The sequence below is a fragment of the Methylobacter sp. BBA5.1 genome, assembly GCF_000746145.1.
In the GTDB taxonomy this organism is placed as follows: domain Bacteria; phylum Pseudomonadota; class Gammaproteobacteria; order Methylococcales; family Methylomonadaceae; genus Methylobacter; species Methylobacter marinus.
The window spans coordinates 1-26,150 of the sequence record NZ_JQKS01000043.1 but is presented as its reverse complement, the minus strand read 5'-3'; the positions used below and the strand labels follow the sequence as shown (position 1 = coordinate 26,150).

27 protein-coding genes, 1 tRNA gene and 1 pseudogene are annotated in these 26,150 nt (G+C 47.7%); 5 read left to right on the top strand and 24 right to left on the bottom strand.

All coding sequences use genetic code 11. The features are described 5' to 3' along the window. Positions 1 to 205: 205 nt before the first annotated feature. From hemN to rnr, 13 genes are all read right to left on the bottom strand, one after another. Positions 206 to 1,585 (bottom strand): oxygen-independent coproporphyrinogen III oxidase, encoded by a 1,380-nt coding sequence (hemN, locus tag EK22_RS19775; RefSeq protein ID WP_200882634.1) that lies wholly within the window; start codon positions 1,583 to 1,585, stop codon positions 206 to 208. Further along, positions 1,585 to 2,787 carry a c-type cytochrome biogenesis protein CcmI gene (gene ccmI, locus EK22_RS19770; protein WP_036253883.1) on the bottom strand — a complete coding sequence of 401 codons (1,203 nt, stop codon included), beginning with the start codon at positions 2,785 to 2,787 and terminating at the stop codon, positions 1,585 to 1,587. Before ccmI ends, hemN begins: the two co-directional genes overlap by 1 nt. Next, entirely contained in the window at positions 2,784 to 3,242 is a 459-nt protein-coding gene (locus tag EK22_RS19765) for a cytochrome c-type biogenesis protein (RefSeq protein ID WP_020160449.1), read from the bottom strand. Before EK22_RS19765 ends, ccmI begins: the two co-directional genes overlap by 4 nt. After that, entirely contained in the window at positions 3,239 to 3,772 is a 534-nt protein-coding gene (locus EK22_RS19760; RefSeq protein ID WP_020160448.1) for a DsbE family thiol:disulfide interchange protein, read from the bottom strand. Before EK22_RS19760 ends, EK22_RS19765 begins: the two co-directional genes overlap by 4 nt. Before the next feature lie 35 nt (positions 3,773 to 3,807). Further along, positions 3,808 to 5,751 (bottom strand): heme lyase CcmF/NrfE family subunit, encoded by a 1,944-nt coding sequence (locus EK22_RS19755; protein ID WP_036253881.1) that lies wholly within the window; start codon positions 5,749 to 5,751, stop codon positions 3,808 to 3,810. Continuing rightward, on the bottom strand, positions 5,751 to 6,197 hold the full coding sequence (ccmE, locus tag EK22_RS19750; RefSeq protein WP_020160446.1) for a cytochrome c maturation protein CcmE: 447 nt from the start codon (positions 6,195 to 6,197) through the stop codon (positions 5,751 to 5,753). Before ccmE ends, EK22_RS19755 begins: the two co-directional genes overlap by 1 nt. Next, a complete protein-coding gene (ccmD, locus tag EK22_RS19745; protein ID WP_020160445.1) occupies positions 6,194 to 6,361 on the bottom strand; it encodes a heme exporter protein CcmD in 168 nt (55 codons plus the stop codon). Before ccmD ends, ccmE begins: the two co-directional genes overlap by 4 nt. Then, positions 6,358 to 7,125, bottom strand: a complete 768-nt coding sequence (locus tag EK22_RS19740; RefSeq protein ID WP_027147434.1) for a heme ABC transporter permease — start codon at positions 7,123 to 7,125, stop codon at positions 6,358 to 6,360. Before EK22_RS19740 ends, ccmD begins: the two co-directional genes overlap by 4 nt. A gap of 83 nt (positions 7,126 to 7,208) precedes the next feature. Further along, positions 7,209 to 8,102, bottom strand: coding sequence for a hypothetical protein (locus tag EK22_RS19735; protein WP_036253901.1), 894 nt, complete (start codon positions 8,100 to 8,102; stop codon positions 7,209 to 7,211). Between the two features lie 52 nt (positions 8,103 to 8,154). Beyond that, positions 8,155 to 8,829, bottom strand: coding sequence for a heme exporter protein CcmB (ccmB, locus tag EK22_RS19730; protein ID WP_020160442.1), 675 nt, complete (start codon positions 8,827 to 8,829; stop codon positions 8,155 to 8,157). Next, positions 8,829 to 9,452 (bottom strand): cytochrome c biogenesis heme-transporting ATPase CcmA, encoded by a 624-nt coding sequence (gene ccmA / locus EK22_RS19725; RefSeq protein ID WP_051961993.1) that lies wholly within the window; start codon positions 9,450 to 9,452, stop codon positions 8,829 to 8,831. Before ccmA ends, ccmB begins: the two co-directional genes overlap by 1 nt. 5 nt (positions 9,453 to 9,457) lie before the next feature. Beyond that, entirely contained in the window at positions 9,458 to 10,198 is a 741-nt protein-coding gene (rlmB, locus tag EK22_RS19720; RefSeq protein ID WP_036253876.1) for a 23S rRNA (guanosine(2251)-2'-O)-methyltransferase RlmB, read from the bottom strand. Then, positions 10,195 to 12,438 carry a ribonuclease R gene (gene rnr, locus EK22_RS19715; protein WP_036253873.1) on the bottom strand — a complete coding sequence of 748 codons (2,244 nt, stop codon included), beginning with the start codon at positions 12,436 to 12,438 and terminating at the stop codon, positions 10,195 to 10,197. Before rnr ends, rlmB begins: the two co-directional genes overlap by 4 nt. A gap of 587 nt (positions 12,439 to 13,025) precedes the next feature. Here rnr and EK22_RS19710 point away from each other — a divergent pair. The 3 genes from EK22_RS19710 (at position 13,026) to EK22_RS25630 (ending at position 15,064) form a co-directional block, all read left to right on the top strand. Beyond that, positions 13,026 to 13,112 (top strand) — tRNA-Leu (locus tag EK22_RS19710). Positions 13,113 to 13,226: 114 nt separating this feature from the next. Beyond that, entirely contained in the window at positions 13,227 to 14,768 is a 1,542-nt protein-coding gene (locus EK22_RS19705; protein WP_036253870.1) for a site-specific integrase, read from the top strand. Positions 14,769 to 14,887: 119 nt separating this feature from the next. Beyond that, positions 14,888 to 15,064, top strand: coding sequence for a transposase (locus tag EK22_RS25630; RefSeq protein WP_081917988.1), 177 nt, complete (start codon positions 14,888 to 14,890; stop codon positions 15,062 to 15,064). A gap of 91 nt (positions 15,065 to 15,155) precedes the next feature. On the opposite strand, the gene EK22_RS25365 is transcribed toward EK22_RS25630, so the two are convergent. The 11 genes and pseudogenes from EK22_RS25365 to EK22_RS19645 form a co-directional block, all read right to left on the bottom strand. After that, positions 15,156 to 15,431 (bottom strand): hypothetical protein, encoded by a 276-nt coding sequence (locus EK22_RS25365; RefSeq protein WP_235209459.1) that lies wholly within the window; start codon positions 15,429 to 15,431, stop codon positions 15,156 to 15,158. Then, a complete protein-coding gene (locus tag EK22_RS25360) occupies positions 15,355 to 15,549 on the bottom strand; it encodes a transposase (RefSeq protein WP_235209457.1) in 195 nt (64 codons plus the stop codon). The genes EK22_RS25365 and EK22_RS25360 overlap by 77 nt, the downstream gene beginning before the upstream one ends. 55 nt (positions 15,550 to 15,604) lie before the next feature. Next, positions 15,605 to 16,072 carry a transposase gene (locus EK22_RS25030; protein WP_235209456.1) on the bottom strand — a complete coding sequence of 156 codons (468 nt, stop codon included), beginning with the start codon at positions 16,070 to 16,072 and terminating at the stop codon, positions 15,605 to 15,607. 234 nt (positions 16,073 to 16,306) lie between these two features. Continuing rightward, positions 16,307 to 17,377: a GTPase domain-containing protein gene (locus tag EK22_RS23325; protein WP_051961991.1), complete on the bottom strand. Its 1,071-nt coding sequence runs from the start codon at positions 17,375 to 17,377 to the stop codon at positions 16,307 to 16,309. A 6-nt stretch (positions 17,378 to 17,383) separates the two neighbouring features. Next, a complete protein-coding gene (locus EK22_RS19680; protein ID WP_051961990.1) occupies positions 17,384 to 18,496 on the bottom strand; it encodes a YcjF family protein in 1,113 nt (370 codons plus the stop codon). 855 nt (positions 18,497 to 19,351) lie between these two features. Beyond that, on the bottom strand, positions 19,352 to 20,224 hold the full coding sequence (locus EK22_RS23860; RefSeq protein WP_081917987.1) for a DNA/RNA non-specific endonuclease: 873 nt from the start codon (positions 20,222 to 20,224) through the stop codon (positions 19,352 to 19,354). 133 nt (positions 20,225 to 20,357) lie between these two features. Continuing rightward, complete coding sequence (locus EK22_RS25020) at positions 20,358 to 20,933, bottom strand: hypothetical protein (protein WP_200882632.1); 576 nt, start codon at positions 20,931 to 20,933, stop codon at positions 20,358 to 20,360. A 205-nt stretch (positions 20,934 to 21,138) separates the two neighbouring features. Then, a pseudogene (locus tag EK22_RS19665) lies at positions 21,139 to 22,294 on the bottom strand (IS3 family transposase); the annotation flags it as partial. A gap of 36 nt (positions 22,295 to 22,330) precedes the next feature. Further along, the gene (locus tag EK22_RS25625; protein WP_036253868.1) at positions 22,331 to 22,531 is read right to left on the bottom strand and encodes a DUF262 domain-containing protein; all 201 of its coding nucleotides are present in this window, start codon (positions 22,529 to 22,531) and stop codon (positions 22,331 to 22,333) included. A gap of 77 nt (positions 22,532 to 22,608) precedes the next feature. Further along, positions 22,609 to 23,316: a hypothetical protein gene (locus tag EK22_RS19650; protein WP_036253866.1), complete on the bottom strand. Its 708-nt coding sequence runs from the start codon at positions 23,314 to 23,316 to the stop codon at positions 22,609 to 22,611. 15 nt (positions 23,317 to 23,331) lie between these two features. Then, positions 23,332 to 23,952 carry a PIN domain-containing protein gene (locus tag EK22_RS19645; protein ID WP_036253863.1) on the bottom strand — a complete coding sequence of 207 codons (621 nt, stop codon included), beginning with the start codon at positions 23,950 to 23,952 and terminating at the stop codon, positions 23,332 to 23,334. A gap of 491 nt (positions 23,953 to 24,443) precedes the next feature. Here EK22_RS19645 and EK22_RS23320 point away from each other — a divergent pair, with 491 nt between their 5' ends. Together EK22_RS23320 and EK22_RS19635 are read left to right on the top strand one after the other, a co-directional pair. Continuing rightward, on the top strand, positions 24,444 to 25,745 hold the full coding sequence (locus EK22_RS23320) for a diguanylate cyclase (protein ID WP_051961988.1): 1,302 nt from the start codon (positions 24,444 to 24,446) through the stop codon (positions 25,743 to 25,745). Between the two features lie 201 nt (positions 25,746 to 25,946). Continuing rightward, the coding region (locus EK22_RS19635) for a phage integrase N-terminal SAM-like domain-containing protein (RefSeq protein WP_036253860.1) at positions 25,947 to 26,150 on the top strand (204 nt) is incomplete at its 3' end.

Below are 26,150 nucleotides of genomic sequence, written 5' to 3'. Positions count from 1 at the left end.
CTCCAGCGTGAATAGTGCGAATGAATTCGCACCTACGCGTGCATGACCATTCAGGCGATGAGGTCACTGTCAGTTGAATAAAGATCGGTTTAACAACCTATCGCCAGCGCGGCAAGCAGGATAAAAAACGGCCCATGCGTAACATCAGATGGTATGCGATGCATACCATCTACAAACTGACGTTTTGTAATTTACATAAAATCAGTTAAATCACTTTCGAAAACTGCTGCTGTTTTTGCGCCAGATAGCGGTCGAATACCATGCAGATATTGCGGATCAATAACCGGCCCGCCGGCAATACATGGATGACCTGTTCCGAGACGGTCAGCAGGCCGTCGTCCTGCATCGGCGCCAGGGCTTTCAGTTCATCGGCGAAGTAATCATGAAAATCGACGTCGAATGCCTGCTCGATCGCTGCAAACGTCAGGTCGAAATGGCAGATCAGCTGCGTGATGACGGCGCGGCGCAGCTTGTCGTCATCGTTGAGCTCAACCCCTTTAAAAACCGGCAGCCGGCCCTGGCCGATCAGCTTATCGTATTCGGCCAGTTCTTTGGCATTCTGGACATAGGCATCCCCTACCCGGCCGATGGAGGTAATGCCTAGCCCCACCAGGTCACAGTCGGAATGCGTCGAATAGCCCTGGAAATTCCGGTACAGCTTGCCTTCGCGCTGCGCGATGGCGAGTTCATCATCGGGCTTGGCGAAATGGTCCATGCCGATATAGACATAACCCGCTTCCGTCAGCCGCTGCCCGACCATTTGCAGAATGTCGAGCTTGACGTCGGCTGTCGGCAGGTCGGCATCGTTGATCTGGCGCTGTGTTTTAAAGCGCGCCGGCATGTGAGCGTAATTGAAGATCGAAAACCGGTCCGGCACGGCGGCCAGTATCTTGTCCAGCGTTCTGGAAAATGTGGCGACCGTCTGCAATGGCAGGCCGTAAATCAGGTCGATATTGGTCGAGCGGAACCCCGCGGCCCGGGCCGCGGCCAGAACCGCGAAGGTCTGCTCCTCGCTTTGCAGGCGATTGACGGCCTTTTGCACGGCCGGATCAAAATCCTGAACCCCCAGGCTGATGCGGTTGAATCCCAGTTCGCGCAACTGATGAATGGTGCGATCGTCAGTCTCGCGCGGATCGATTTCGATCGAGTATTCGCCCTGATCGTCGTCCCTTAGCGAGAAATGCGCGCGCGTCACCTGCATCAGCTTTTGCATTTGCTCGAAACTCAGGAAAGTCGGCGTGCCGCCGCCCCAGTGCAGCTGGTTGACGACCCGGTTGCGGTCGAACAAATCGCCCTGCATGGCGATTTCCTTATACAGGTTGTCCAGGTACGGCTGCGCATGGTCGCGGTTTTTCGTGACGATTTTGTTGCAGGCACAGTAAAAACAGACCGTATCGCAAAACGGAATATGGAAATACAACGATAAAGGTCCGCCCGCCGCATTGGACTTGGCAATATGTTCGCGGTAGGCCTCGTCGCCGAAGCCTTCATGCAGTTCCAGAGCGGTCGGGTAAGAGGTATAACGCGGACCGGCCTTGTCATAACGATTAATCAGGGCCAGATCGAATTTTATAGATTGATCCATCATTTTACTTCGCTATCAATCGTGATTTTATTGACGCTGCGGTCGGCCAGGGCCACGGGCTCGATCACTCCGATCAGATCGCCGGGCTCTTGCGTCGCTTTGCCGGATTTTGATATCCGCGCGATCAGTTTAACCTGCTCAAAGCGTGATAATTTCATCGCCGGCATCATGGCCATGCTGTCGTTCAGATTCACGGTCAACGGCAGATCCGAGACCTGCTTGCGAACGATCGCCAACGGCATTTGCGGACCGGACAGCGCCTGGGCATAAATGAAAACGGTGTGCTCGGGACGGGTTGCCGCCTGAAGTTCGGGCGACAGGCTCACCTCCACATCGATGCCTGGCGCCACCGCTTCGGCCTGCCTATCGGCCCCGGGCATCCGGCTCTCGACATTGGCCATCAAGGTCTGGATTTCCTTCTGCGCCTCAGAGCCCGGCGGCAACAAGGCCTCCAGCTTGCGCCACATCTGCAGCGCCGACGCCACATCGCCCGCTTCCGCCCTGGCCATGCCGCCCAGCCACAGGCCGGTCATGTTTTCCGGCTCCAGTTCCAGCGCCTTGAACACCAGTTCGGCCGGTTTTCCTGAAAGCCGCCCGTCACTGGCCATGGCCAGTGCATCGGCATAGGACAGCAGCACTTCCGGCTGATCGCCCAGCAAGCGGTGGGCCTGTGCAAAGGCCTCGGCCGCCTCGGGGTAGCGCTGCAGGTATTTATACGACCGGCCCAGCATCAGCCAACCCTGCGCGTCGTCGGGATTGCTCTTCATGCGCTCCGCCAGGCCCGCCACCATGCGGTCGATTTCCTCCGGCCCGGGCATGGCCGACGTCGCGGCGGACTGGTTTAAAGACGGATAATTGCCCAGCCCCGCATACAGGGTCAGCGCCGCCAGCGGCAGCAGCGGAACCAGCACGAAAACCATCCACCGGCCCTGGGCGCCGGAGGCTTTCACATGGCTCTGGATCTCGAGATCATCGCTTAATGCGGCTTCAAGCTCGGCGCGCTGTTCCTCATACTGCGTCCGGGTCAATGCCCCTGATTGCAGTTGCTCTTGCAGTTCGTCCAGCCGCTGCCTCGCGATGACGATATTGCGCTGATCCAGATCGGCCGCCGCCGCTTCGCGTTTGCGCCATAACGGCGGCAGGATAATCAAAAAAGCCGTCAGCACCAGCAGGCTGACCAGCGTCCAAAATATCGTAGTCAAGAGTTATCACCTTTTTCCAGCAAGCTTTGTATTTTTTGCTGCCTCTCGGCACTGATCGGGGCCGCCGCCCGGGTTTTATTGCGCCGGACGAATACGAATACGGCTATCAGGCCGATAGCCAGGAACATGAACGGCCCTATCCACAACAGGCCGGTCTTGGCCTTGAAAGGCGGATTATACAGAACGAAATCGCCATAACGCTGGGTCATGAAATCGGCGATATCCTGTTTGCTTTTGCCTTGCTGCAGCATTTCATAGACCTGCCGGCGCAGATCCTTGGCCAGATCGGCATTGGAATCGGCAATGGTCTGGTTTTGACAGACCAGGCAGCGCAACTCCGATATCAAATCGTCATAGGCCTGCTGCTGCTCGGCATTGGCAAATTCCTTATATTCAACACGGGCGCCGGCAAAACCGGACAAGGTCAGCAACAAGACCAGCATTAAAATTCTCATGTTTTCTCGGCCTGTAATTTAGCGATCAAGGGAAGAAAAATGGTCTGGACGTCCTGGGAAGTCACAGGTCCCGTGTGCTTGTAGCGGATCACGCCTTTTTTGTCGATGACAAAGGTTTCCGGCACGCCATAAACGCCCCAATCGATGCCGATACGGCCATCCTGGTCCATGATGCTCACGTCGTAAGGGTTGCCCAGTTGAGCCAGCCAGTTATTCGCCGCATCCGATTCATCCTTGTAATTCAGGCCGACGATGACGGCCGCTTTCTGCTTTGCCAGCTGATTCAGAACCGGATGCTCGGCCCTGCATGACACGCACCAGGACGCCCAGACATTGAACAGCCAGACTTTACCTTTCAGATCGGTCTGGCTTAATGTTTCCGACGGCGCGCCGAGTTTGGGCGCCGAAAACGCCGGCGCCGGCTTATCGATCAATGGCGAAGGAATATCGCGCGGATTCAGGTTCAGACCCACGGCCAGAAACACGGCCATGACGATAAAAATGACTAACGGGATAATGTATTTAAGCATGTCTCATCCATAAAGGTTATGGCGTGCAAGGCTTTTTACCCTGCCTCTTTGATCTTGTACCGGTAGCGCCTGTCGAAGGCCGCCCACAAGCCGCCCGCCGCCATGAACACGGCGCCCAGCCAGATCCAGCGAATGAACGATTTATAGTAAATGCGAAGGCTCCAGGCGCCCTTATCACCCAGCGGCTCGCCGATCGCCACAAACAGGTCACGGAACAGGCCGGCATCGATCGCCGCCTCGGTCATCGGCATGGTCTGCACGCGGTAAACGCGTTTCTGCGGCTCCAGCCGGGCGACCTGCGCTCCGTTATGGCTGACCGTAACGAGCCCCTGCTCGGCGCGGTAGTTCGGCCCTTCGGATTGGCGCACGCCATGAAACTCAAACAAATAGCCCGACATGTCCAGCGTCTCGCCGGGCGTCATGCGCACGTCTCTCTCGACGCTGTAAACGGTGGTGAAGGTAATGCCGATCACAAAAACCGCGATGCCCAGATGCGCGACGGTCATGCCGTAAAAGCCGGCCGGCACGCTCCGTAGCCGCTGCCATGAATAGCCCCGGGCACCGGCCCGCTCCATAAAGGCCAGGACCGTGATCGCCGCGGTCCACAACGCCAGCGTGGTACCCAGCACCGCCGCCCAGGAATAAAACGGCATGGCGAGAGGAACCACTAGTCCGCCGGCAATGCAAGCCATGACCGCCCAGCGCACGCGCAAGGCAATCGCGCCGATATCGTCCCTTTTCCAGCGCAACAATACGCCCAGCCCTACGGCAATCGACAGCGGCGCCATCAGGGGAATAAACACGGCATTGAAATAAGGCGGGCCGACCGAAATCTTGCCCAGCCCCAGGGCGTCGATAATCAAGGGATACAAAGTGCCGAGCAGGATACTGGCCGCCGTCACCACGAGCAGGACGTTGTTCAATAAAATCACCGACTCTTTGGACACCAGTTCAAAAGTCGCGCTGCTCTTGACGGAAGGCGCCCTGACTGCATACAGCAACAGCGAGCCGCCCACGACGATAGCCAGGAATATCAGGATGAACAGGCCTCTGGCCGGATCGCTGGCAAACGCATGCACGGACGTCAACACGCCGGACCGCACCAGGAACGTCCCCAGCAAGCTCAAGGAAAACGCGAAAATCGCCAGCAATACCGTCCAGGTCTTGAAGACGCCGCGTTTTTCGGTCGCCGCCAGGGAATGAATCAGCGCGGTCCCGACCAGCCAGGGCATGAACGAGGCATTTTCCACCGGATCCCAGAACCACCAGCCGCCCCAGCCCAGCTCGTAATAAGCCCACCAACTGCCCAGGGCAATGCCCAGCGTCAGGAACATCCAGGCGATATTGGTCCAGGGCCTGGACCAGCGCGCCCAGGCCGCATCCAGGCGGCCTTCCAGCAGAGCCGCGATGGCGAATGCGAAGGCGACCGAAAAACCGACATAGCCCATATACAGCATGGGCGGGTGTATCGCCAGCCCCGGGTCCTGTAACAGCGGATTCAGGTCGCGCCCTTCCGCGGGCGCGGGAAACAGGCGCTCGAACGGGTTGGAGGTCAGCAGCAAAAACAGAATGAAGCCGATGGCGACCAGTCCCATGACGCCCAGCACTCTGGCCACGGTCGTATCGGGAATCGTGCGGCTGAACAGCGCAACCAGACCGGTCCAGCACGACAACACCAGCGCCCACAGCAATAACGAGCCCTCATGCGCGCCCCAGACCCCGGAAATCAGATACAGGACCGGTAATGCCGTGTTGGAATTGGAGGCGACATAGGCGATCGAGAAATCATGCGTCAGGAAGCCGTAAGTCAGACAACCGTATGCAATCGCCATAAATAAAACCAGCGCGTAGGCCGCGGGCCTGGCCACGGCAATCCAGCCGGCGACGGCGCGCGAAGCGCCGATAATCGGCAGCGTGCCTAAAATGACGGCCATGCATAACGCCAGGATCAAAGAGAAATGCCCGAGTTCCGCAATCATTATTCTTGTCCTGTCGCCTGATTCATGCCGGTTTTCAAACTGCCGGCCACTTCCGGCGGCATGTAGTTTTCATCATGTTTGGCCAGGACTTCCTCGGCGACAAAGATACCCTGGGCATTGAGCCGGCCGTGCGCCACGATACCCTGGCCTTCCCGGAACAGATCCGGCAGTATGCCCGTATATTCAACCGGCACCTCTTTACTGAAATCGGTCAGCTTGAAATGCACCGTCAGTCCGTCGCCGGGACGCTCGACACTGCCTTTGACGACCATGCCGCCCAGGCGGAACAAGGCATTCTCGGGCGCCTTGCCTTCGACCACATCGGTCGTGGAGAAGAAATACATGAGATTTTCATTGAATGATTTCAACGCAAAACCGGCGGCAAAACCGGCGCCGATCAGCATCAGGACGATCAGCATCAAACGTTGTTTTCTGGCTGGTTTCATAGCGTACCTTGTCGTTTCTGCTTTAAAGCTTGCTGGCGCAAGAACTGTTTGCGCCGCACAATGGGAATGATGACATTGGCCAGCAATACAATGAAAGTGACCGCGTAAGAGGTCCAGACATAGAAGGCGTAACCGCCCATCGCGAAAAATTCCTGCCAGTTCACCGTTCTGCTCCCAATGAAATCATGGATTTGACCCAATACGCATTGCGCTCGCGTGAAAGCAGTTCGATACGGGCGCGTTGCAGCATTGCAATCAAATAATAAAATTTAAAGGCCAGCGCCATCAGCAGCAGCGGTATCAGCATGCTGACATGAATGGAAGGCTTGTCCATTTTGGTCACGGTCGGGCCTTGATGCAAGGTATTCCACCACTCCACGGAGTAATGAATAATGGGTATGTTGACCACGCCGACCAGCGCCAGAATCGCCACGGCTTTCGATGCCGTGCGTTTGTCGTCTATCGCGCCGTAAAGACCGATAACGCCAAGATACAAAAACAGCAGAATCAGTTCGGAGGTCAAGCGCGCATCCCAGACCCACCAGGTTCCCCACATCGGTTTGCCCCACAGCGAGCCAGTCACCAGCGCGATAAAGGTAAAACCGGCGCCGACCGGCGCACTGCTGACGGCCACAATCTCCGCCAGCTTGATTCGCCAGACCAGGCCTATGCCGCCTGCAACCGCCATAACGACATAAATAAACAGTGACATCCAGGCGCTGGGCACGTGAATATAAATAATGCGGTAGCTATCGCCCTGCTGGTAATCCGGTGGCGCCAGATACAATCCGCCATAGAGGCCCGCCGCCAGCAACAACAGGAAAATAACCACCAGCCACGGCATCAAGCGCTCGGTAAGGGCATAAAAATGCGGCGGAGAAGCCATGCGATGAAAGAATCTAACGATTGGATCTGGAATTAAAAACATAATGAACAAGCAAAAAACGAAACAAGGTTCGAGACAAAAGTGAAAGGCCACGGAGCCGCTTTAACAGCCCTGCAGCCCGGTTTTCATGCCTTGCAATAAGTCGGTATCCAACTACGCTCAATCATATATTCAGGCAATTCATTGAAATCAAAGCCAATGCCGTCCTGAATCATCTCGTCAACATCAAGCAATTGGCTCACTTCGGGAATATCCTTAAAGAACAATGTATAAAAGGGTTTGACCAGCAACTTTGAAGCCTCCATGCCTATCGGCCCGATAAAGTTTCTTCTTTGTCCGACATGCGCGACTTCATCAATGGTAATTTCATCCAGCAGTTCTTTTAAGCGATCACACACTTCCGGTTCGTCAGCCAGAATATCATCAAACAGCTGATACAAATGGCAGTAGAAAGTCACGCCCATCAGTTCGGTAACAAATGCCGGTGCATTCATCAAAAAGGCCGGAAGTTTGGGAAACTGCTCATAAATTTTTTCTTTAACCGGACTTAAGGGCACCCATTCCACTTGATCAAGACCGCAAGTACACAGCATTTCATGAAACAGGCGCACATGGCAGAACTCCTCGGCTAAATGCACGCGGCTGATCCTGTCTTCGACCGTCTGCAAATTTGCCATGTCCGGCATGGCATCCCATGCGCCTTTAATGCCGACCCATTCATGGCGGGCAAATTTATAAATGCTCGTCAGCATTAACGTCATGCGATCGAGCGACTTCGGATCATCCCGCATATCGACATAATTACGATAAAAAGCATCCGGATCGGCAAGCGGCCGGCGCAATTGGACAGGATTATCCTGAAAATGCTTGAGTATGTCCCGCTTTTTGGCTAAATCCTTTTCCTCTTCGAATAACTCGCCGCTGTGCTGCTGGGTAAACTGCCAGTAATGCTCAAAGTTTTCTTTTCGCTCTTGCCGGCTCGCAGGCGAAAAAACCGAGCGGTATTTAGCTGAGCCCATATCGCATTCCTCCTGATCCATAAACGGACCGGCTATATTCTACGAAATATCATCAGTTAATACTCATTTTTAGTGCCGCGGCCACCGGCAGAGGCGCCAGGACCAAAGCCAGCAATAAAATCGATATCAAGATACTGATCTGTGCATCCACGGGCAGTCCGCTACCGGCCATCTCCACCGCATTACCGGCAAAAATCAGCACCGGCACATACAGAGGCAGAACCAATAAAGACAACAGCATGCCGCCCCGACGCAGACCTATCGTTAACGCGACGCCGATAGCGCCGATCAAGCTCAGTACCGGCGTTCCCAACAGCAATGTCAGCAATAAGACGCTTAATGCCGAATCAGGCATGCCCAAAAAAACGGCCAGCAACGGCGCTACAAGCAGCAGTGGCAAGCCTGTCACTAGCCAATGCGCGATTATTTTGCCCAGGACCAAAACCGAGGTCGGGTGCGGGCTCAATAAAATCTGCTCCAGGGAGCCGTCGTCGAAATCCGAGCGGAACAGACTATCCAGCGACAGCATGGCTGCCAATAATGCCGAAACCCAGATAATGCCCGGGGCAATGGCTTCTAATAAGTTCGGTTGCGCGCCAATCCCCAAAGGGAACAGGGTAATCACCAGAACAAAAAACAACAGCGGATTGGCCATTTCCGAGCGACGCCGTAGCGCCAGAACCAGATCGCGCCGGATAATGGCATAAAATGCACGAGATAAAGACATCAGGATAAATTAATACGTTGCACATCCACATCATGCAGATCAAGATCATGATGCGAAGTCAGAATGATCATGCCGCCTTTGACAACATGTTCGACCATTAAAGTTTCAATAAGGGCAATCCCTTGTTTATCGAGCGAGGTAAAAGGTTCGTCAAGAATCCATAAGTGGTTGTCGGTGATCAGCAGCCGGGCCAATGAAAGTCTTCTTTTCTGGCCTGCCGACAGGGTCTGCACCAGCGCATCATCGAAACCGGCCAGATGCACTTTGTCCAGGGCCGCCTCAATCGAATACAACCCGGGCTTGCTCAAGGCCAATGCCATCTTTAAATTTTCCATCACGGTCAATTCTTTTTTGATGCCGTCCAAATGACCGACATAAGCCATCTGCGCGTAAAACTGACTATCGTTTACCGCTTCGCCGCACCAGCGAACTTCACCGGCATCCGGCTCGCGAAACCCGCATAAGATGCGTAGCAGCGACGTCTTACCGCTGCCATTTTTGCCTTCCAGCAATAGAACCTGACCTGAAAATAAGGCGAAATTCAATCTTTCAAAAAGAGTTTTGTCATCACGAACGCACCTCAAATCGGTGCCTTCAAGACATAATCGTTGCTTTGTTGCCATCATGTTTATATCGAGCGCTGCCGCATAGCCTCATAAAGCAATACGCCGGTAGCGACCGACAAATTAAGGCTTTCCACCTGTCCCAGCATGGGCAGTTTAACCAGAAAATCACATTGTTCCTGCGTCAGTCGCCTTAGGCCCTTGCCTTCGGCACCGACTACCATAGCCAGCGGCATCGTCAAATCGGTCTGATAAACGGTCTGCGTCGCGGCGCCTGTAGCTCCCATGATCCATATGCCTTGTTCCTTCAGCCAACGCAAGGTTCTGGATAGATTGGTCACCTGATAGACAGGTACCGTTTCGGCCGCGCCGCTGGCGACTTTGCAAACCGTCGGCGTAATGCCGGTAGCGTTGTCCTTGGTGATGATCACGCCCTGTACACCGGTGGCATCGGCCGTTCGCAGGCAGGCGCCGAGGTTGTGCGGATCCTGAACGTTATCCAACACCAGCAATAAGGGTGTGCCTGATGATGTTTCCACAGCTTGCTTCAAGTCGCTTTCCGACAGCTCGGCCGGCATTTCCACTTCGATCACGATACCTTGATGATTCTTGCCTTCGGCAAACCGGTCGAGTTTCTTGCGGTCGGTTTTTTCCGGTTCTATACCCAATGACAACAAATTATCAATCACCTGCATCAGACGCTTGTCTTGCCGTTGCGTGTCCACCCAGGCTTTGTTGATTTTTTTCGGTGAATAATCCAGAGCGGCTTGCACCGCATGAATACCGAATAATTTGGTTAACTTCATTTTTTACTTCTACGCCGCTTTTTTTTAGGTTTGCTCAACGCCGCCTGCTTATGCACCAGTTCAAAGTCAATCTTCTTTTCATCCAGATCGACGCGGACCACCTTGACCGTGACACTATCGCCCAAGCGATAGCGGATACCGGTTTTTTCGCCAAGCAACTGATGGCTGGTCGGATCAAAATGAAAATAATCCTGCGCCAGATTGCTGATATGGACCAGACCTTCGACATAAATCTCAGTTAATTCAATAAATAAACCGAATGAGGTAACTGATGAAATAATGCCGGGGAATTCCTCGCCGACCTTATCCATCATATATTCGCATTTCAACCAGTTGACCACATCGCGCGTCGCGTCATCGGCGCGCCGCTCATTGGCGGAGCAATGTTCGCCCAGCGTCACCATATCGGGAATGCCATAGTGAAAATTCTGCGCGGTTTTGCCCTGCAGACAATGCCTGATGGCGCGATGCACCAGCAGATCGGGATAACGCCGGATAGGCGAGGTAAAATGGGCGTAGGCTTCCAGTGCGAGGCCGAAATGGCCTTTTAGTTCAGGACTGTAGACCGCCTGGGACATGGAGCGCAATAAAACAGTCTGTATTAAATGCGCATCCGGCCGGTCTTTGACCGAATCGAGCAAATGCATATAATCCAGCGGGGTCGGTTTGGCACCGCCTCCCAAACTTAGGCCCAGCTCGCCAAGAAAACTTCTCAAACTCAGCAATTTATCAGGGCTCGGACCATCGTGTATCCGCAACAACTTGGGCATCTTGTTACGATTTAAAAAACGTGCCGCGGCCATGTTCGCGGTAATCATGAATTCTTCAATCAGCTTGTGCGCGTCATTGCGCACGACAGGCACTATTTTTTCGATTTTACGGTCCGGACCGAAAACGATACGTGTCTCCTGCGTATCGAAATCCATCGCGCCGCGTTGTTCGCGGCTTATGCGCAAGACTTTGTATAGCGCGTATAAATTCTGCAAGTGCGGCATCAAGGCTTGGTATTGCTTGGCTAATGCCTTGTCGCCCTCGACAAGCATATTGGCCACTTTGGTATAAGTCAATCTGGCATGCGAGCGCATTACCCCCTCAAAAAAACGCGACCTGATGACTTTGCCTTGCTGGTTTATGTAGAGTTCGCAGACCATGCATAACCGGTCTACATCGGGATTGAGAGAACATAATCCGTTGGACAGGATCTCCGGCAGCATGGGAATGACTTTTTCCGGAAAATACACCGATGTACTGCGGTTCTGAGCTTCCGCATCCAAAGCCGAATGAATTTGCACATAATGAGAAACATCGGCAATCGCCACCAGTAATTTCCAGCCGGTCGGCGTCTTTTGGCAATAAACCGCATCGTCAAAATCGCGGGCATCCTCGCCGTCAATAGTGACTAATGGAATTGACCGCAAATCGACCCGATTCTGTTTTGCCGATTCCGGCACTTCATCCTTCAGGAATTTGATTTCTTCCAGCAGATTGTCAGGCCATGTGTCCGGCAATTCGTAAGATCGAATGGCCATTTCAATCTCCATGCCCGGCGCCATATGGTCACCCAGCACTTCGATGACCTTGCCGATAGGCTGACGTAGTTTAGTCGGCTGCTCAAGGATTTCGGCAACAACAATCTGCCCCATTTTTGCTTTTCCGGCATTGCCTTTTTCAATCAGTACTGTCTGGGAGATATTCTTGTTATCCGGCACTACATAGGTGAAGCCTCTTTCCTTGTAGAGTCGCCCTACCACTTGGTGCGTATTCCTTTCAAGCACTTCAACGACGGCGCCTTCCCTGCGGCCTTTTTTGTCTACCCCTGAAACGCGTACAACCGCCCTGTCGTTATGCATCAGCTGGTCCATTTCCCGCGGCGACAGAAACAGATCATCGGACCCATCATCCGGCTTGATGAAACCGAAACCGTCGGCATGGCCGATAACGCGGCCGGCAATCAAATCCCTGCTATTGACCAGACAATACTGCTGCGCTCGGTTAAAGATCAATTGCCCATCCCTTTCCATGGCTCTCAAACGGCGGCGCAAGGCTTCCAACTGGTCATCCTCCACCAGCGAAAATGCCTTCGCAATTTCTTTGCGCCGCATAGGCCGACCTGTCTGTTCGATAAGTTGCAGTATCAGTTCACGGCTGGGAATGGGGTTCTCATACTTTTCAGCTTCGCGCTGAGCATATGGATCGGTTGTTGAACTAAAATCAACTTCTTTTTTCGACTTCGCTGTCATTTATTTAATGGAATGTAAGATGATGGATACTGTAAGTAATGCTCATATAATACATTACATTAGTATATCGATTAGCATGGAAAGAAAAAACTTTTGAATTTATACAAGGAATTTCTCCCTTTATGCGGGCTACTGATGAAATCGAACCCGGAATTATTTCGGAAAACCTGATTCATTGTCCCCTCACTTTTTTCATAGATGATATGAAATTGCCACTCTCCTGCTTTGGAGAGACTCAGTCATTTAGTGGTTCCTTAAACCTACAAAATAAACCCTATTAATTGATGTCAGGCATGGACGGTTTTCATCCCTTTTGCCGTACCCAAGCACCGGCTCTTGAGCATCCTTTACCGAAAGCGGCGCTGCTGCTCGCGTAGGTGCGAATAAATTCTCATTCAACAAAGCCATACTGCCTTTTAGAAAGCTGGAGGCATATCAGGCCGGATTAAATTCGATCCTGCAACCCATTTGACGAGTGAACAATTGCCTGCGTAGCATCAGCTATTAAATAATTTAATAAATTATTTGACAGAGTCATAATGAGGCAGTATAGTACGCGTCTCACTTAGCTTACACAGCTTTCCTCAGCCGAGGTGGTGAAATTGGTAGACACGCTAGCTTCAGGTGCTAGTTGGGGCAACCCAGTGGAGGTTCAAGTCCTCTCCTCGGCACCAAAGTAACTCATTGTAAATCTTACTCTTTTTAAGAGTCAAGCGAGCAAAATTTCTCCGCATAACACAAACTGCTACACACTTTGCTACACAGCAGTGTCGACCAGGAGAGAAATAATGCTCATCCCCTCATCCGACCAAAGCTACCTGACGCTCCGCCACAAGACCTATTATTATAGGCGCCGCATCCCCTCGTTACTAAAGCACCTTTTCCAACAAAGAGAATTTTTTGTCTCACTTAAAACTACCAACTTAAATGATGCAAAAAACAGGGCTGAACAGTATGATTATTACTTTAGTAATCTACTTGCCAAGGAAGCCATAAAATTAATGCGGTTACCGGACCCTAAGAAAATCCTACGTTTCACTGTTCAATCAGATAGTCAAGGCAACAAAAAAGTCGAACTCACCCCGGAAGATATTGTCGCTTTTAAGGATGCAGGCTTATCAGCCCAACAAATCGAAGCGATTATAAAAGCGGCAATGGGCAACCATCTCAGCTCACCCAACGCCGAGCAGCTGATACCGGAAGCCAAGGAGCCCCCCGCCCTGCCCGTTGTTTCCCCTTCATCATCCTGCACGCGCCTTCTCAGCGAAGTCATCGATCGGTTCTTTAAAGAACTGGAGTTATCCAGCGAAAAGATCAACTCCCATACACTTTCTAAATACCAAACGTTTTTCCGACGACTCATCGAAATTTTGGGCGATAAACCGGCGAACGCTGTCACCCGAGAAGAGGCGAAGACGGTTTTGGCAAAAATTAAAAAATTACCTTCTAAATCTGCCCATTATCGAAATCAAACGGTGGACGAAATTTTGAACTTAGGGCTTGAAACACAAACATTTTCCGCCAAGACAGTTAATGATCACTTAGAGTTATATAGCCGTCTTTACCAGTGGATCTCTAACGAACTCGATCACCACCAATTCAATCCCTTCAATGATCTGAGCGTTAAGCGAGATAAAAAACAGAAGAAGAATCAGGCTCGCCACTCTTTTACTCGATCAGAGCTTAAAACAATTTTCTCCACCTCAATCTTCACGGACGGTCAATATAAGTCAACCTATCAGTTTTGGGCGCCCTTGATTGCCCTATACACCGGAGCGCGCAGAGCAGAAATTGCCGCGTTGTATGTGGATGATATTCATCAATGCAAAAACGGCATCTGGGTTTTTGATTTCAACGAAAATTCAGCAGACAAAAAAGTAAAGACCGCCAACGGAATCAGAAAAACGCCTGTCCATCCCCACCTGATACAAATAGGTTTGCTTGATTTTGTCAAATCACGGAGTCAAAAGCGATTATTTGATGAGCTGGCAAACTGGACGGAAAGAGAGGGTTACGGAAGACCGATCGGCGATTGGTTCAACAGCACTTATCTGAAAGAACTCGGTATTTACAAAGAAAATAAAAAAGTTTTTTATTCGTTTCGCCATACCTTTTCGACCGAATTAAGTTTAAAACAGGTTAGCGATGCCATTATTGAACAATTATCCGGACGAGATTTCATGGGAAAAACTGTCGGCCAGGTTCATTATATTGATGATAAAGAAACACCCGCATTGCTAGCCGAATTAGACAAGCTTGACTTTAGCAAAGAGCTTGAATATGTCCGATGGATTGACAAAGAGGTGGCTCTGAACTGCCAGAGTGAGTAAGCGTGAAATAGCGTAGGACGCAATGCGAGTCAACAAACCCTTGGCGGTGATTTTGGACAATGCGTCCATTCACACCGCCAAGAAACTGAAACCTTACTGGGATTTATTAGCAGAGAGGTCTGCGACTTTATTTTCTGCCGCCTTACAACCCTGAACTGAACCGCATTGAAATGCTGTGGCACAAAATGAAATATGAATGGCTGCCTTTCAAAACATTTACACCGGATGAACTTGATCTGGCCATTGATGAAATCGGCGCTGGGTTTGGCTCAAAATACACGCTAACTTTTTGCTAGACACTTAATATTGCATTGTTTTTTCCTATGCTGATAGAAGTACCAGGTAAACCACAATATTTATTTAAGGCTCATAATGGATTCCGGTGAGCTAGCTGATAATCAGCTCCAACAGTGAACTTAATAACGCTTTACCGCGTTTTCTGGCGTTATGCACAAACTCGAAAAAGCCTAAATAAATGGGCAGATGCGCTTGAGAAATCTCGCGATGCGGGCGTAACCAGGAACGCAGCAGCGACCAAAAACCTTCCATGGTGTTCACATGTACTTCATAAAACCCATCGCCATCCTCATCGCGCGACACCATGACAAACGCTTTTTCGAGCGTATCCCCATTGCTCCAGGCGGTCATAAATCGCGTATTCATCGGTGTAAATGAGCGTGCCTGGCGCTATGGTGCTTTGAATCACAGGCTGGATGGTCGCTTGCTGAACATTGTCCAGCATCTGAATAACCACTTGTTCGCCGCGTTGAATCATGCCCAATATCGGCGGCTTTTCCTTGGCCAGCGTGCCGCGTCCACGAGCGCCTTTTAAGCGGTTACGCCAACCTTTTCGGCCTTTTTTTTACGGTTTCCGGTTGGCCTTTGTGTCCAGCCACCACATAAACTTCGTCGCATTCGACTTCGCCTTCCAGTACTACCGCCGGTCTTTTGCTGACGATCCCTGAACGCAACTGCTGGGTCATTTGCTGAACGTCCGCTTCATTTAAATCCAACTCGCGGGCAATTTGCGCGTTCGATAAGTTCAAGCCCATAAAATACAAGCACAGCACCCAGAGTTTCAACGGTTGATGGTGGCCCGCGAAAATCGTACCGGTTAAATCGTCGAATTTGCGCTGACAGGCTTTGCAACTATAGCGCTGTCGTTCAGGCTGGGTATCATCCTCGCCCTGCTTGATAATGGCTTCTGAACCGCAATGGGGGCAAGACACTTTATCCGGCCAGCGCAGGGCGCGAACCGTTTCAAAGCATTTGGCATTGTCTAATAGCTGAGGTAAGGCAATCATCCGTCCTATATGGCGATACTGAACCTCAAATTCAAGGTTTTAAATAGGATCGGATATCTCCCCGAAATCCAATAAGAGCCTTAGCCAAATATGTAACAATATCGCTAATTACTGCTATTCAAAGAATTCGAGTGAAAGACCGCAACGGGTCGCTATGGTAAGCTTACCATAGCGACCCGTTGCGGTCTTTCAGTTATATTTTCAAATGGCAACAAACCGATAGAGAACAACCAGTCACAATACCTTAGCCTTTGATTCTTGGAGCATCTCTTTAATTTTTCTGGTTTGTTCCTCAATATAATTATCGACTTTTGATTGGGCAGTACTAATTTCTATTAATAAATCAGATTTACAATTGGATTTACCCGCAAAAAGCCCCCAGACTATAACGACTGGTGAAAGAATTATGAAAGCTGGTATTTCGTACCAAACCCACTCAGAAGAAGTCTTGCTAAAATTCATCGCTTCCATGTCTGCGCTATTTTTGTCAACTGGCGGATAGCCCAGTTTCTTTGAAAAATCCCCATACATTTTAATAACCGAGTCGATTTCGTTATTTACTTCAGAGAGAAGTGTTTGGCGTAAATTTTCGCTACGCTCTTTAATTCTACTTCTTATAGCATTATCATTAAATCCACCCATCGAAATATCGTCAACATAGCTCTTAACATCCCTTAGCCAACTTTTCTTTATTTCTTTCATGACATAATTGCATCGAAGTGGCAATCGGATAATTAAAGAATCAAAAAAATCAGAAAATGCCTTGCGCTCCACATCAACTTTTCCAAAAGGCTTTGTATCTCCAGAACGTGTCTTTTTTTCTTCACTACAAACTGAAATTACTGAAATCCCTGGGATAGACGCCTGTATTGTTTGTTTCATGGCGTTCTCGTCATCTTCGCCAACTTGATCGCATTTTGTCAAAATTACAGATACGTTATATTTATTTTCTATAAATCTTTTAATTATATCTATATCGCAATCTTGTATTCTGTTTCCGCCAGCTTGTATACAGTAAAAAACAGAATGAAACCATTCAGAGGCAGACTGATTGATGCCTCGTTTATCAAGCTCTTTGCTCAGTTCAGACATCCATTGATCATGCTTTCCAACTTCAAGACCCCAGGAGTCAAAAAGGGTGACTGGTAAACCATTTATTTCCAATTCTACTGGATGAAATCCATTTTTAGTAACTGGTTTTCCGATGTCGGCTTTTGCCACATATGCACCGTAGAGATAATTTATGAAAGTACTTTTCCCAACACCTGTTTGACCTACAATAGCAACGTTATAACGAGCATTCATTTTTGCTTATCCCTGATTATTTTTAAAGTTGTCTTTAAACCGCTGCTCAAAGAATGGCGCAAGGTTGTCAATAAAATTATTTAACTCACCAACATCTCCTTCAAGGCCTTTTTCTATGATTGCTTCGCATAATTCTGTAACAGACAAACCTACGGCGTAAGTTATTGATAATGCGACGGATGCATTTATTAATCCACCAGCAATAGTTCCTAGACCCGGAAAGTATTTAAATAATTGCCCTACAACCCAAATTCCACTACTAGATATGGCTCGACCAATAATTGGTGTCAATATTGAGCCGTTAAGTATGCTTGAAAAATTATTAAGGTTGTAAATGAATAATATCCTAGCAATCATGCCTACCTGATTTACTAAAAGCACTGGCGCATCAGAAGCTGGCAAGGGAGTAAAACCAATAAATGCAGATCCAGTAACATGTTGGTTAATAATTTTAATGGCTTCTGCGCGTTTAATTTTCAAATTTTGTTTTTGCGCAGAAGCAAATGCAATCTTCAACGCTTCTGGTAATTTTTCTATCGACCACTCTAATAAATCACCAAATTGCCATTTAAGCCTAGTGTCTTTTGCACTCGTTTCAAACACTGGTATATTGGATAGTGAGCTCTTTATTATATCTATAAATTTAATTGACTCATTTTCTGACATCAACTCAGCTTTGGTAATTACGATTGCGACAGGAATACCGTAGTCAGAAAGCTTGTTAATCGTTTCGATATCGAAATCTAAAATACGACCACCTGATGCCTGAATACAGTACCAAACCAAATGGATAGAATGATCGGGTTCTGACGAGCCAAACTCCCTAGCTGCATATCGAATAACATCCTCTAAAAATGCTTTCTCTTTTTCAGAGCCAACTTCATAGCCTTTAGTATCAAAAAGGACAACCGGAACTGTGTCACAAGAAAAAGAATCCATGAATTGAGTTACCGGCTTTCCAGTGCCAGTCTTGGCTAACTTTTCGCCAAAACAAGAATTAATTAGCGAGCTTTTGCCAACACCAGTTCCACCGATAAGCAGGATATTAGGCTTTTTCACCCCCACTTTGAAGTTTTCAAATTCAGCGCCGAGAGATTCTTCAAAATTATTTATACTCATCTTTTTTCTATTTGCTTTTAGTTAGACTTAGTTTGGGAAGATATTAAACGTTTAAAAAGCTTGCCAAACCAGCTACAGCAAAGTGCGTAAGGACGGTTGGGCTCCACCCTTTCCAGGGAGTTACTGCCGGATGTTGGGTATACAATCATAATATTCATATAGTGATACCGTTTTCCTCTATCCACATGAAGGGTACACATAGACAAGCGGTTTAGGCTTGATAGGCATGATGATTCTTTCTGTTTGATGGTTCTTAGTAAAACAGAGATTATCTACCTCGCTACAAACAAAGTCCGTAGACTGTTCTGAAATATAGTGGGCAAAGTTCAATACGCCAAATTACTAAGCAAAAAACAATAATACTGCTTATGAATAATCATGCCCGCCTAGCAACAAATCATTGAATGCCTGCATTCGAAGGTTGACCTGCCATTCACTGGAAATTTGCGACTGGTGGGTTTTGGCTCTTATGCAAAGTTTCCTTTTATGTATAGCGGTGTTGCTGCGAGCGAGTTGTGGTCTGGCTTCCACGACCCTATCTTGCCCACGAGCTTTGCATAATTTCAACGATTTTAAGAACGGTAGCAAAGGGATCAGAAACGCTGTTTCACCTAAAAAGTCTTCAACCGTGTTACTGAAGTTTCTATAGAGCCCTTTCTTTTATTACAAATTGGCTTTGACCGGTACATCTGTTAATGACCGCTCGATAATCATAAAATACTATGTTGTTTCTGAAATTGAAAATTATGTGAAGTAATTTGTCCGGCAGGTTCGGTCACTCGTGGCTTAGCATAATCTACTACACATAATTGGCTACTATACATAATGGCACATAGCAGCAATTCGAATCTGACATCAACTCTTGTTACAACCCTGCGGAACCAACCATGAAGACGACGGTTTGTCCTGCTTCGCATAATCAGCAACAGGAATCGTTTCACCCGTACGCTTTTCCAATTCTTCGACAGTGACCAGATACTCATCCAAGTGCTTTTTGGTTGCGTCAATGGAATTAGGCATAATCCAAGCAATGGCACGCTCATCTTGTCCTATACCTCGAATGATGACTTTCCAAAAATAATCCGGCGTTCTGACTCCATGCGAAGCCATAAAGTAATCATCCTTGGCGTTATCCCCCCAGATTACGCCACCCATCACCAGTAGTTCATCGATATCCCTATAGCACTCGACAATCTCTTCCGTGAGTAGCCAAGCCCCACGATTTAGCTGCGAGGTCTGCGGGAGAATGTTGGTCATATAGTTGGATTGCTTAATGGCCTCACTGGAATTATCCATGTGATTAGCTGGCACTTGGTGTCCTCTATCGTAGTCCCGCCCATAAGTCTGGCTACTGAGCTGTTGGCAGGCTGTCGGAATATCCGGGTCCAGCATAAAACGGTCATAGCGCTTCAGATTGCCGGTATCGCGTTGGGCATTGTAGCGGAATTTTATAGGAGCGCGCTCTTTACAATCCAGCCAGACTGTAAAGCCTTGATAGCCAACTTTGACAATGTCATTGAGCCTGGTAACAATTGATGCTGGCGTAGAGACGAATGATTCAATCGGTGAATTGCCAGTATTTTTACTGAGAGCTTTGCTAGGTTGATGGCAGTGATACTCCCCCGTTTTACGGTTAGTATGGCAACCTTCCGCATTTAAACCACCTGGATGAGCATGCGCAGCAGAAGATACGGCAAAGGATGCTATCAATAATAGGCATTTTTTCATTAATCTATTTTACTCAACTACTAGGAAAATATGAAAAAAAGCAATGCATGATCGCTGAAATTATGCTTATGACTATTAAAGCTTCAGAACAGCATCGGCCTTAGCTATTCAGCTGATTTTGATCATTATATTTTTAAGTCATTACCATTGGATGAAGTTTTACATGCTTCCCATTCATATTCTTCATAAAATCCGTCTTACTCTGAAAATCAATAAAATCATTTATCGTAAAGCTTGGCTTGCCTTGATTGAATCTGTGTTCGATTGATGTAAGTAGGATAGACTCATTTAAAAAACAAAATCTGTCGTGCATTATATGACGATATGAGAACAATGCTTGAGCTGAAAAATAGTTTTTAAAATCTTGAGTTAAGCTTTCGTTATTTCCGATCAGGCATGAAGAAAAAATAATAACTTTTCCATGATTTTTGGAGTGAAAATCTTTCAAGTTCTTTCCATTAAAGCATTCACCATTAGATAACCAAAAACCATCCTCGTTACCATGGCCAGAAAAGATTAAAATATTTTCCTTTATCTTCTTTGAAAAAAAGTACTCAAGATCACTTAGTGAGTGTACTCGTTCATGGCTAAAGTCCCATCCTGCTGATTTGCAGAATGGCTTCCAAAAATCAGCTGAATTTCTTGAGATTGTATCCTTGATTTTTTTGCCATCAAGAACCGTATCAAATATTCTTACTCCGTTAATCATTCAAACTCCATTCTAAAATATAATAAATGGTTAGATTACAACTCACTTTATTGTGAATCTGTTTAAATAGTATTTTATTACTAAAGTGGACCCCATTGTCCAGACAAAAAACACCTTAATTTAAGATAGAGCCCTGTTCACACTCCAGCTGAATGGCGCTGTCCCAGTTTGGTGGCACGAGGTCTGATGTTTCAGCCGTACCGTTAAATTTATCCACAATCTTTGCCCCACCGCCTCTAGCCGCTTTATAGACTTCATCCGGCGTTTGGTAATCCAGCGCTTGATGCCAGCGTTCCTGGTTATAGAATTGGAAGTACTGCGTCAATCCCATCAACAAGTCCGGCATGTTGCTGTGCTGCTTTAAATACACTTCTTCATATTTCACCGTTCGCCACAGCCACTCGACAAAAATATTATCCAATGCCCGGCCTCGGCCATCCATACTGATCGTGATGCCGTTGTTGAGCAACACGCCGGTAAAGGCGTCGCTGGTGAATTGCGAGCCTTGGTCGGAATTGAAAATGGCCGGAGCGCCATACAGGGTGATGGCCTCTTCCAAACAATCTACGCAAAACCCGGCATCCATGGTATTCGATAGTCGCCACGACAGGACCTTGCGACTGTACCAGTCGATAATCGCCACCAGATAAACAAATCCACGGGGTAGCCGAATGTAGGTGATGTCAGTGCTCCACACCTGATTGGGCTGAATAATGTCAACGCCACGGAGTCGGTACGGATAAATTTTGTGCCGCGGATGCGGTTTACTGGTATTCGGGCCGGGCGACATGCCGACCAAACCTAATTTTTGCATCAATCGCTGCACCCGCTTGCGATTGACGCTATAGCCGCATTCACCCAGATACTGCTTCATGCGGCGCGAGCCATAAAACGGGGGCCTGGTGTACTCTTCATCCAACAATCACAGTAACACGAGTTCGTCCTTATCTGTTGCTTTCTGCAAACGCTTTTTCTGCTCATAAATGACTGAACGCGTCACCTTGAGAAGCTTGCATTGCGTTGATAACGGGACAGAGGCACCCGGTTCTATCCAGCTCTGGCGTTCGTTTAAAGGCCGATCCCAGACTTTTTTTAAGCCAATCCAACTCCATGTTCAATTGCCCAATCTTGGCGTATAAGCGGTCAGGGTTACTTTCTGCGTTGTTCGGTTTCGGCCCTCGCTTGCCTTCAAACAGGCTGCCCGCATTCTCCAACAACTCTTTTTTCCATTGGCTCACCTGGTTCGGGTGGACGCCATGTTCTTGAGCAATTTCATTGATCGTCTTCATGCCTTTGACGGCTTCTAAGGCAACCTTGGCTTTTTGCTTTCCGGTAAAAATCTTCCGTTTCCTTTCACTCATTTTCGGTCTCTAATTTGGCTCAGAGCATAGCTTAAACTAATGTCCGGTTTTCGGGGTCCACTTTATGCTTCCTAAAGGGTAAAACTTATAGATGCTATCCCAAAGTTTTTTAACGTTTTCTGGTTCCCAAACGACGTCTCTTTGAAAAGTTGGAATTTGGTAGTTTTTGCCGATCAGCTCATCAAGGTAAGTTGTCAGCCCTTTATTGGTCGGGAAGATCCTGTCAGTGTAATTCATTCTTGAATGTTCTCTTTTTGAATATGATTTATGTAGGTTACTTTGAGCTATCTATCAAACGACTTGCTATGTATTTCTTAACCTTGGGCTTGAGGAAGTTCATGAGGAAGTTCGATTTCACTCCTTAAAATATGTCCCCAATTTTTCCAACTGAAATATGAGCTAGGATGTCGAATAAATAATAATTTTACTTTATTGCCATTTAATGCGATTTCTATAGTTCTTGGATAACTTCTGCCAACACTAGTTTTTAGCTTATTATATTTGCAATTAATTTCCCGTTTTTTTAGAGCTTCTTTAAAAGACTCAATCTTGCTGCTTTCTAACCCATAAACAATACACTGCTCAATACCTATTATTTCAGCCAAGTTAAGAAATACCGACCAGCCTTCTAAGTAGTCTTGATAAGTTGGCCGACTTTTATTCGTAGGCATAGCTCGCAATACCAGGTTATGGTAAGCGACAGATGTCCAGAGAAGTTCCGCATCGGATTTCGTGGGCTTCTTTTTTAAGAAAATAGCCCTCTCAATACTTCTGGCATAAGGAGACTTCCCTTTGAAATTGATGGCATTATTCTTATGTACAATTCTCAGGTGGTCATTTTTATTTATTCTTTCTTGAATATTTTTTCTTGATTCTTCTTTGACAGCCCAGTTATACAGGCTTTCTCCAAGAATTAATGTCCTTTTACTCGAATTTGAAAAGTACTTACCTATCCACGGGAGCCAAGGAAATAGATTGCTATTTTCAAAAATATTATCAAAGGATGTGTCAATATGTTCCATATAGCTTTGGTAGGGTTAATGCTCTAATAATTTATAATGTACTTTGCCATTATCGTTAATAATGACTTGCTGTTTGATTAGTTCATCTATAATGCTGTCAACAGTATCACTGGAGAGGGCTTTACCAAAAAACGCATTTATTGCATTACTCAGGGTTGCAATTTTTCTTGGTTTGGAATTTCCACGACTGATCAAAAACTCGGTTATCGCAGTAACTCTCTCGGAAAGGGTCTTCACTCCTGAACCTTTAAGAATCAAAATATCATTGATTTGAGCATATTTCTGGACCAACACTTTTCGATCACGAAGATGTTTGATTAATGTATCAAAGCCTGAGTCTTTAGAAATAATATGAAAGTAACCATTGGATTCTCTTTCAATAAGACGCCCCAGATATAATGCAACGTGAAAATCCAGCGCATTTTTACCAATACCATCGACTCTGATGTATTCTGCATTACTGCCTAGCGCGTGCATTGATGTGGCTAGTTCGATAGGAATCTTATTTTGATTTGCGCCTACAAAAAGCAGAACTCTAAAAGGATGTTCTGAGATTATTGAAATCGAGGGTGGTTGAACATTTTCATAATCGATTAGTATGTAGTTCGTTCTTAGCTTTCTTTCTGCTACATCCATTTTCAATACAGAGTCTTTTTCTAATTATTTGAAGTTATATAGTTAAACAAATTGATCAACAGCAATTGGCTAACTTCAGTTGGTTACGATTGCTTCAAGTTAGCATAGTCTAAAACACGGCTATTTCTATATATTAAAGAGCCACTCTCATCATTTTTTATTTAAAACCAGCAGCATTTGTCTTATTGGTGTCATTAAGTTAATATGCGAAACTAAAAATTCTTAAGATAATTTTAAGAAAAGTAAACTCAAAGCAATCAGCAACTTAACATTAGTGTATATTAAATGCACCTATTGGAATATTGGGAGCTTAGCCGTTAGAAAGATTAATGGATAATTATGGATACTCAGAAATTAAACTACAGTCTCCAGCAGAAGAAATAGTTGATTACGTTTTTCTTTTAGCCGTTCATATGGCTTGAACAGATGGCCAAGTACATAAAAAGGAAATCGGCAAATGACTTTTTACTCGACATTGTGAATTAATAGAAATGCCAACAGTTCCATCCCCTGCCGAAGCCCTGCTCTACCACTTAGCAAACCGCTATCTGCGCGAACTTCTGCCTGCCGAGTGCCAGGACGAATTGAAAGACCGTTTTGAAACGGCTGAACGACAGGTCAATGCCTGCCCAGAGACAGCGGCCTGGAGCCAGCGAGTACTGTGGCTGTCGCACTGGCAGGGCGTACTGTCCAGCAACGCCCAGCTGGATGCTATTACCGCCACGCTGTCCACTGCCCTGCTGAAAAACAAGCAAGTTGCCATCCATTATCAAGACAAGGACAAACCTTTCCTGTTTAACCTGTTCGGGCTGATCAAACGCGACCAGACCCTATTGGCAGTGGGTTCCTTCTGGCGCTACAGTGATCCGGCTGTGCTGGCTGTGCGGAAAATGCAGTCTGTTGAATTGACGGATCGCACCGCCATTCAGCCTGCCGCAGATTTTGATCTCCAGTCAGTTGTCTACAGCAAACTGAATTTTCCGCATGGAGAGGAAAAGCTGGCTTGCCTGCAAATCGAATTTGCTGAAGGCGTATATAGCTATGTCCGTGATCATGCCCTTGAAGCTGATCACATCCACATTACTGCACCGACTGATTATCATCATGCCGGCTACTTTTTATTGGACGCTCACGGAGTCACTGATGGCGAACGCTTGCGGCAGTGGATCAGAGGGTTCGCTCATAAAGCCCAGGTACTGAAACCTGATCACCTACGCTTGGTAATGGAAAAAGCACGGCTCGACGCCCGCACCAATTTGCTGACTGCCACTGAATTTCAACGTTGCCTGAACCGAGAAATCCAACGCTGCCTGCGTGATAGCGCACTATCTTTTGCCCTGATGATTCTCGATCTGGACCACTTCAAACAAGTTAATGACCATAATGGCCATGATTTTGGAGACATAGTACTGTTGCAGGTTGCCGATTGCATTCGCGAATATGATGAGGTAGCTCGCCATGGCGGTGAAGAATTTTGTATTTTGCTTCCCAATACCCGCTCGACAGCAGCCGTCATGATTGGCGAACGGATTCGCCAGCAAATTGAGCAGCAGACGCTTAAAAATCAGCATGGCGATACTGTGCCAATTACCGCCAGCATTGGCTTAGCCGTATATCCTGACGACTTACCTGCCGAATTAAAGAAAGCGCTTTTGGACAATCCAGATACTGCTGATCTTGCCGATACAATAGGTCAATCAATCTTTCATCAAGCCGATCAAGCGCTATATCTAGCGAAGCAGAAAGGCCGCAACCGAGTATGCCTTGCTGCTTCGCTAATGACTCAAGCATAATCTAATGCTGTGGTTCAAATGCAAATTTGAATAAGCGATGCAATACTTATTGTTATCTGGATACATTTATTATGCATAAATATATGTTGGACGAAGCCGCTACGCGGAGAAAAAGCCCCAGCGCCTGATTATTTATAGAATGTAACCTCAAGCCCTCACTGAGAGGGATCATTCCACGACGAATCATGAGGTTACTCGGCAATGACAACATCATCCACATCCGATTTCAAGCGCAATTATCAAACCCATCTTAAACACCTTAAGCTCAAAGGGCTCCAGCCCAAGACGATAGAGGCTTACGCCCGTGCCATTCGGCGTATCGGTCAGTATTTCGATGAACAAATCGATGACCTGTCCGAACCGCAGTTGACCGATTATTTTACCGATTTGCTGACATCGCATTCC

Excerpts from the sequence above, each read along its gene's own strand:
- EK22_RS23320 (WP_051961988.1), top strand. The coding sequence starts at position 24,444 with ATGCCAACAGTTCCATCCCCTGCCGAAGCCCTGCTCTACCACTTAGCA.
- EK22_RS19765 (WP_020160449.1), bottom strand. The coding sequence starts at position 3,242 with ATGAGAATTTTAATGCTGGTCTTGTTGCTGACCTTGTCCGGTTTTGCC.
- EK22_RS23860 (WP_081917987.1), bottom strand. The coding sequence starts at position 20,224 with ATGAAAAAATGCCTATTATTGATAGCATCCTTTGCCGTATCTTCTGCT.
- EK22_RS19645 (WP_036253863.1), bottom strand. The coding sequence starts at position 23,952 with ATGGATGTAGCAGAAAGAAAGCTAAGAACGAACTACATACTAATCGAT.
- EK22_RS23325 (WP_051961991.1), bottom strand. The coding sequence starts at position 17,377 with ATGAATGCTCGTTATAACGTTGCTATTGTAGGTCAAACAGGTGTTGGG.
- hemN (WP_200882634.1), bottom strand. The coding sequence starts at position 1,585 with ATGGATCAATCTATAAAATTCGATCTGGCCCTGATTAATCGTTATGAC.
- EK22_RS25030 (WP_235209456.1), bottom strand. The coding sequence starts at position 16,072 with ATGATTGCCTTACCTCAGCTATTAGACAATGCCAAATGCTTTGAAACG.
- EK22_RS19680 (WP_051961990.1), bottom strand. The coding sequence starts at position 18,496 with ATGAGTATAAATAATTTTGAAGAATCTCTCGGCGCTGAATTTGAAAAC.
- ccmE (WP_020160446.1), bottom strand. The coding sequence starts at position 6,197 with ATGAAACCAGCCAGAAAACAACGTTTGATGCTGATCGTCCTGATGCTG.
- EK22_RS19755 (WP_036253881.1), bottom strand. The coding sequence starts at position 5,751 with ATGATTGCGGAACTCGGGCATTTCTCTTTGATCCTGGCGTTATGCATG.
- EK22_RS25020 (WP_200882632.1), bottom strand. The coding sequence starts at position 20,933 with ATGATTAACGGAGTAAGAATATTTGATACGGTTCTTGATGGCAAAAAA.
- EK22_RS19735 (WP_036253901.1), bottom strand. The coding sequence starts at position 8,102 with ATGGGCTCAGCTAAATACCGCTCGGTTTTTTCGCCTGCGAGCCGGCAA.
- EK22_RS19740 (WP_027147434.1), bottom strand. The coding sequence starts at position 7,125 with ATGTTTTTAATTCCAGATCCAATCGTTAGATTCTTTCATCGCATGGCT.
- rnr (WP_036253873.1), bottom strand. The coding sequence starts at position 12,438 with ATGACAGCGAAGTCGAAAAAAGAAGTTGATTTTAGTTCAACAACCGAT.
- ccmA (WP_051961993.1), bottom strand. The coding sequence starts at position 9,452 with ATGGCAACAAAGCAACGATTATGTCTTGAAGGCACCGATTTGAGGTGC.
- EK22_RS25625 (WP_036253868.1), bottom strand. The coding sequence starts at position 22,531 with ATGAATTACACTGACAGGATCTTCCCGACCAATAAAGGGCTGACAACT.
- EK22_RS25365 (WP_235209459.1), bottom strand. The coding sequence starts at position 15,431 with ATGAATACGCGATTTATGACCGCCTGGAGCAATGGGGATACGCTCGAA.
- rlmB (WP_036253876.1), bottom strand. The coding sequence starts at position 10,198 with ATGAAGTTAACCAAATTATTCGGTATTCATGCGGTGCAAGCCGCTCTG.
- EK22_RS19760 (WP_020160448.1), bottom strand. The coding sequence starts at position 3,772 with ATGCTTAAATACATTATCCCGTTAGTCATTTTTATCGTCATGGCCGTG.
- ccmB (WP_020160442.1), bottom strand. The coding sequence starts at position 8,829 with ATGTCTTTATCTCGTGCATTTTATGCCATTATCCGGCGCGATCTGGTT.
- EK22_RS19650 (WP_036253866.1), bottom strand. The coding sequence starts at position 23,316 with ATGGAACATATTGACACATCCTTTGATAATATTTTTGAAAATAGCAAT.
- EK22_RS19705 (WP_036253870.1), top strand. The coding sequence starts at position 13,227 with ATGCTCATCCCCTCATCCGACCAAAGCTACCTGACGCTCCGCCACAAG.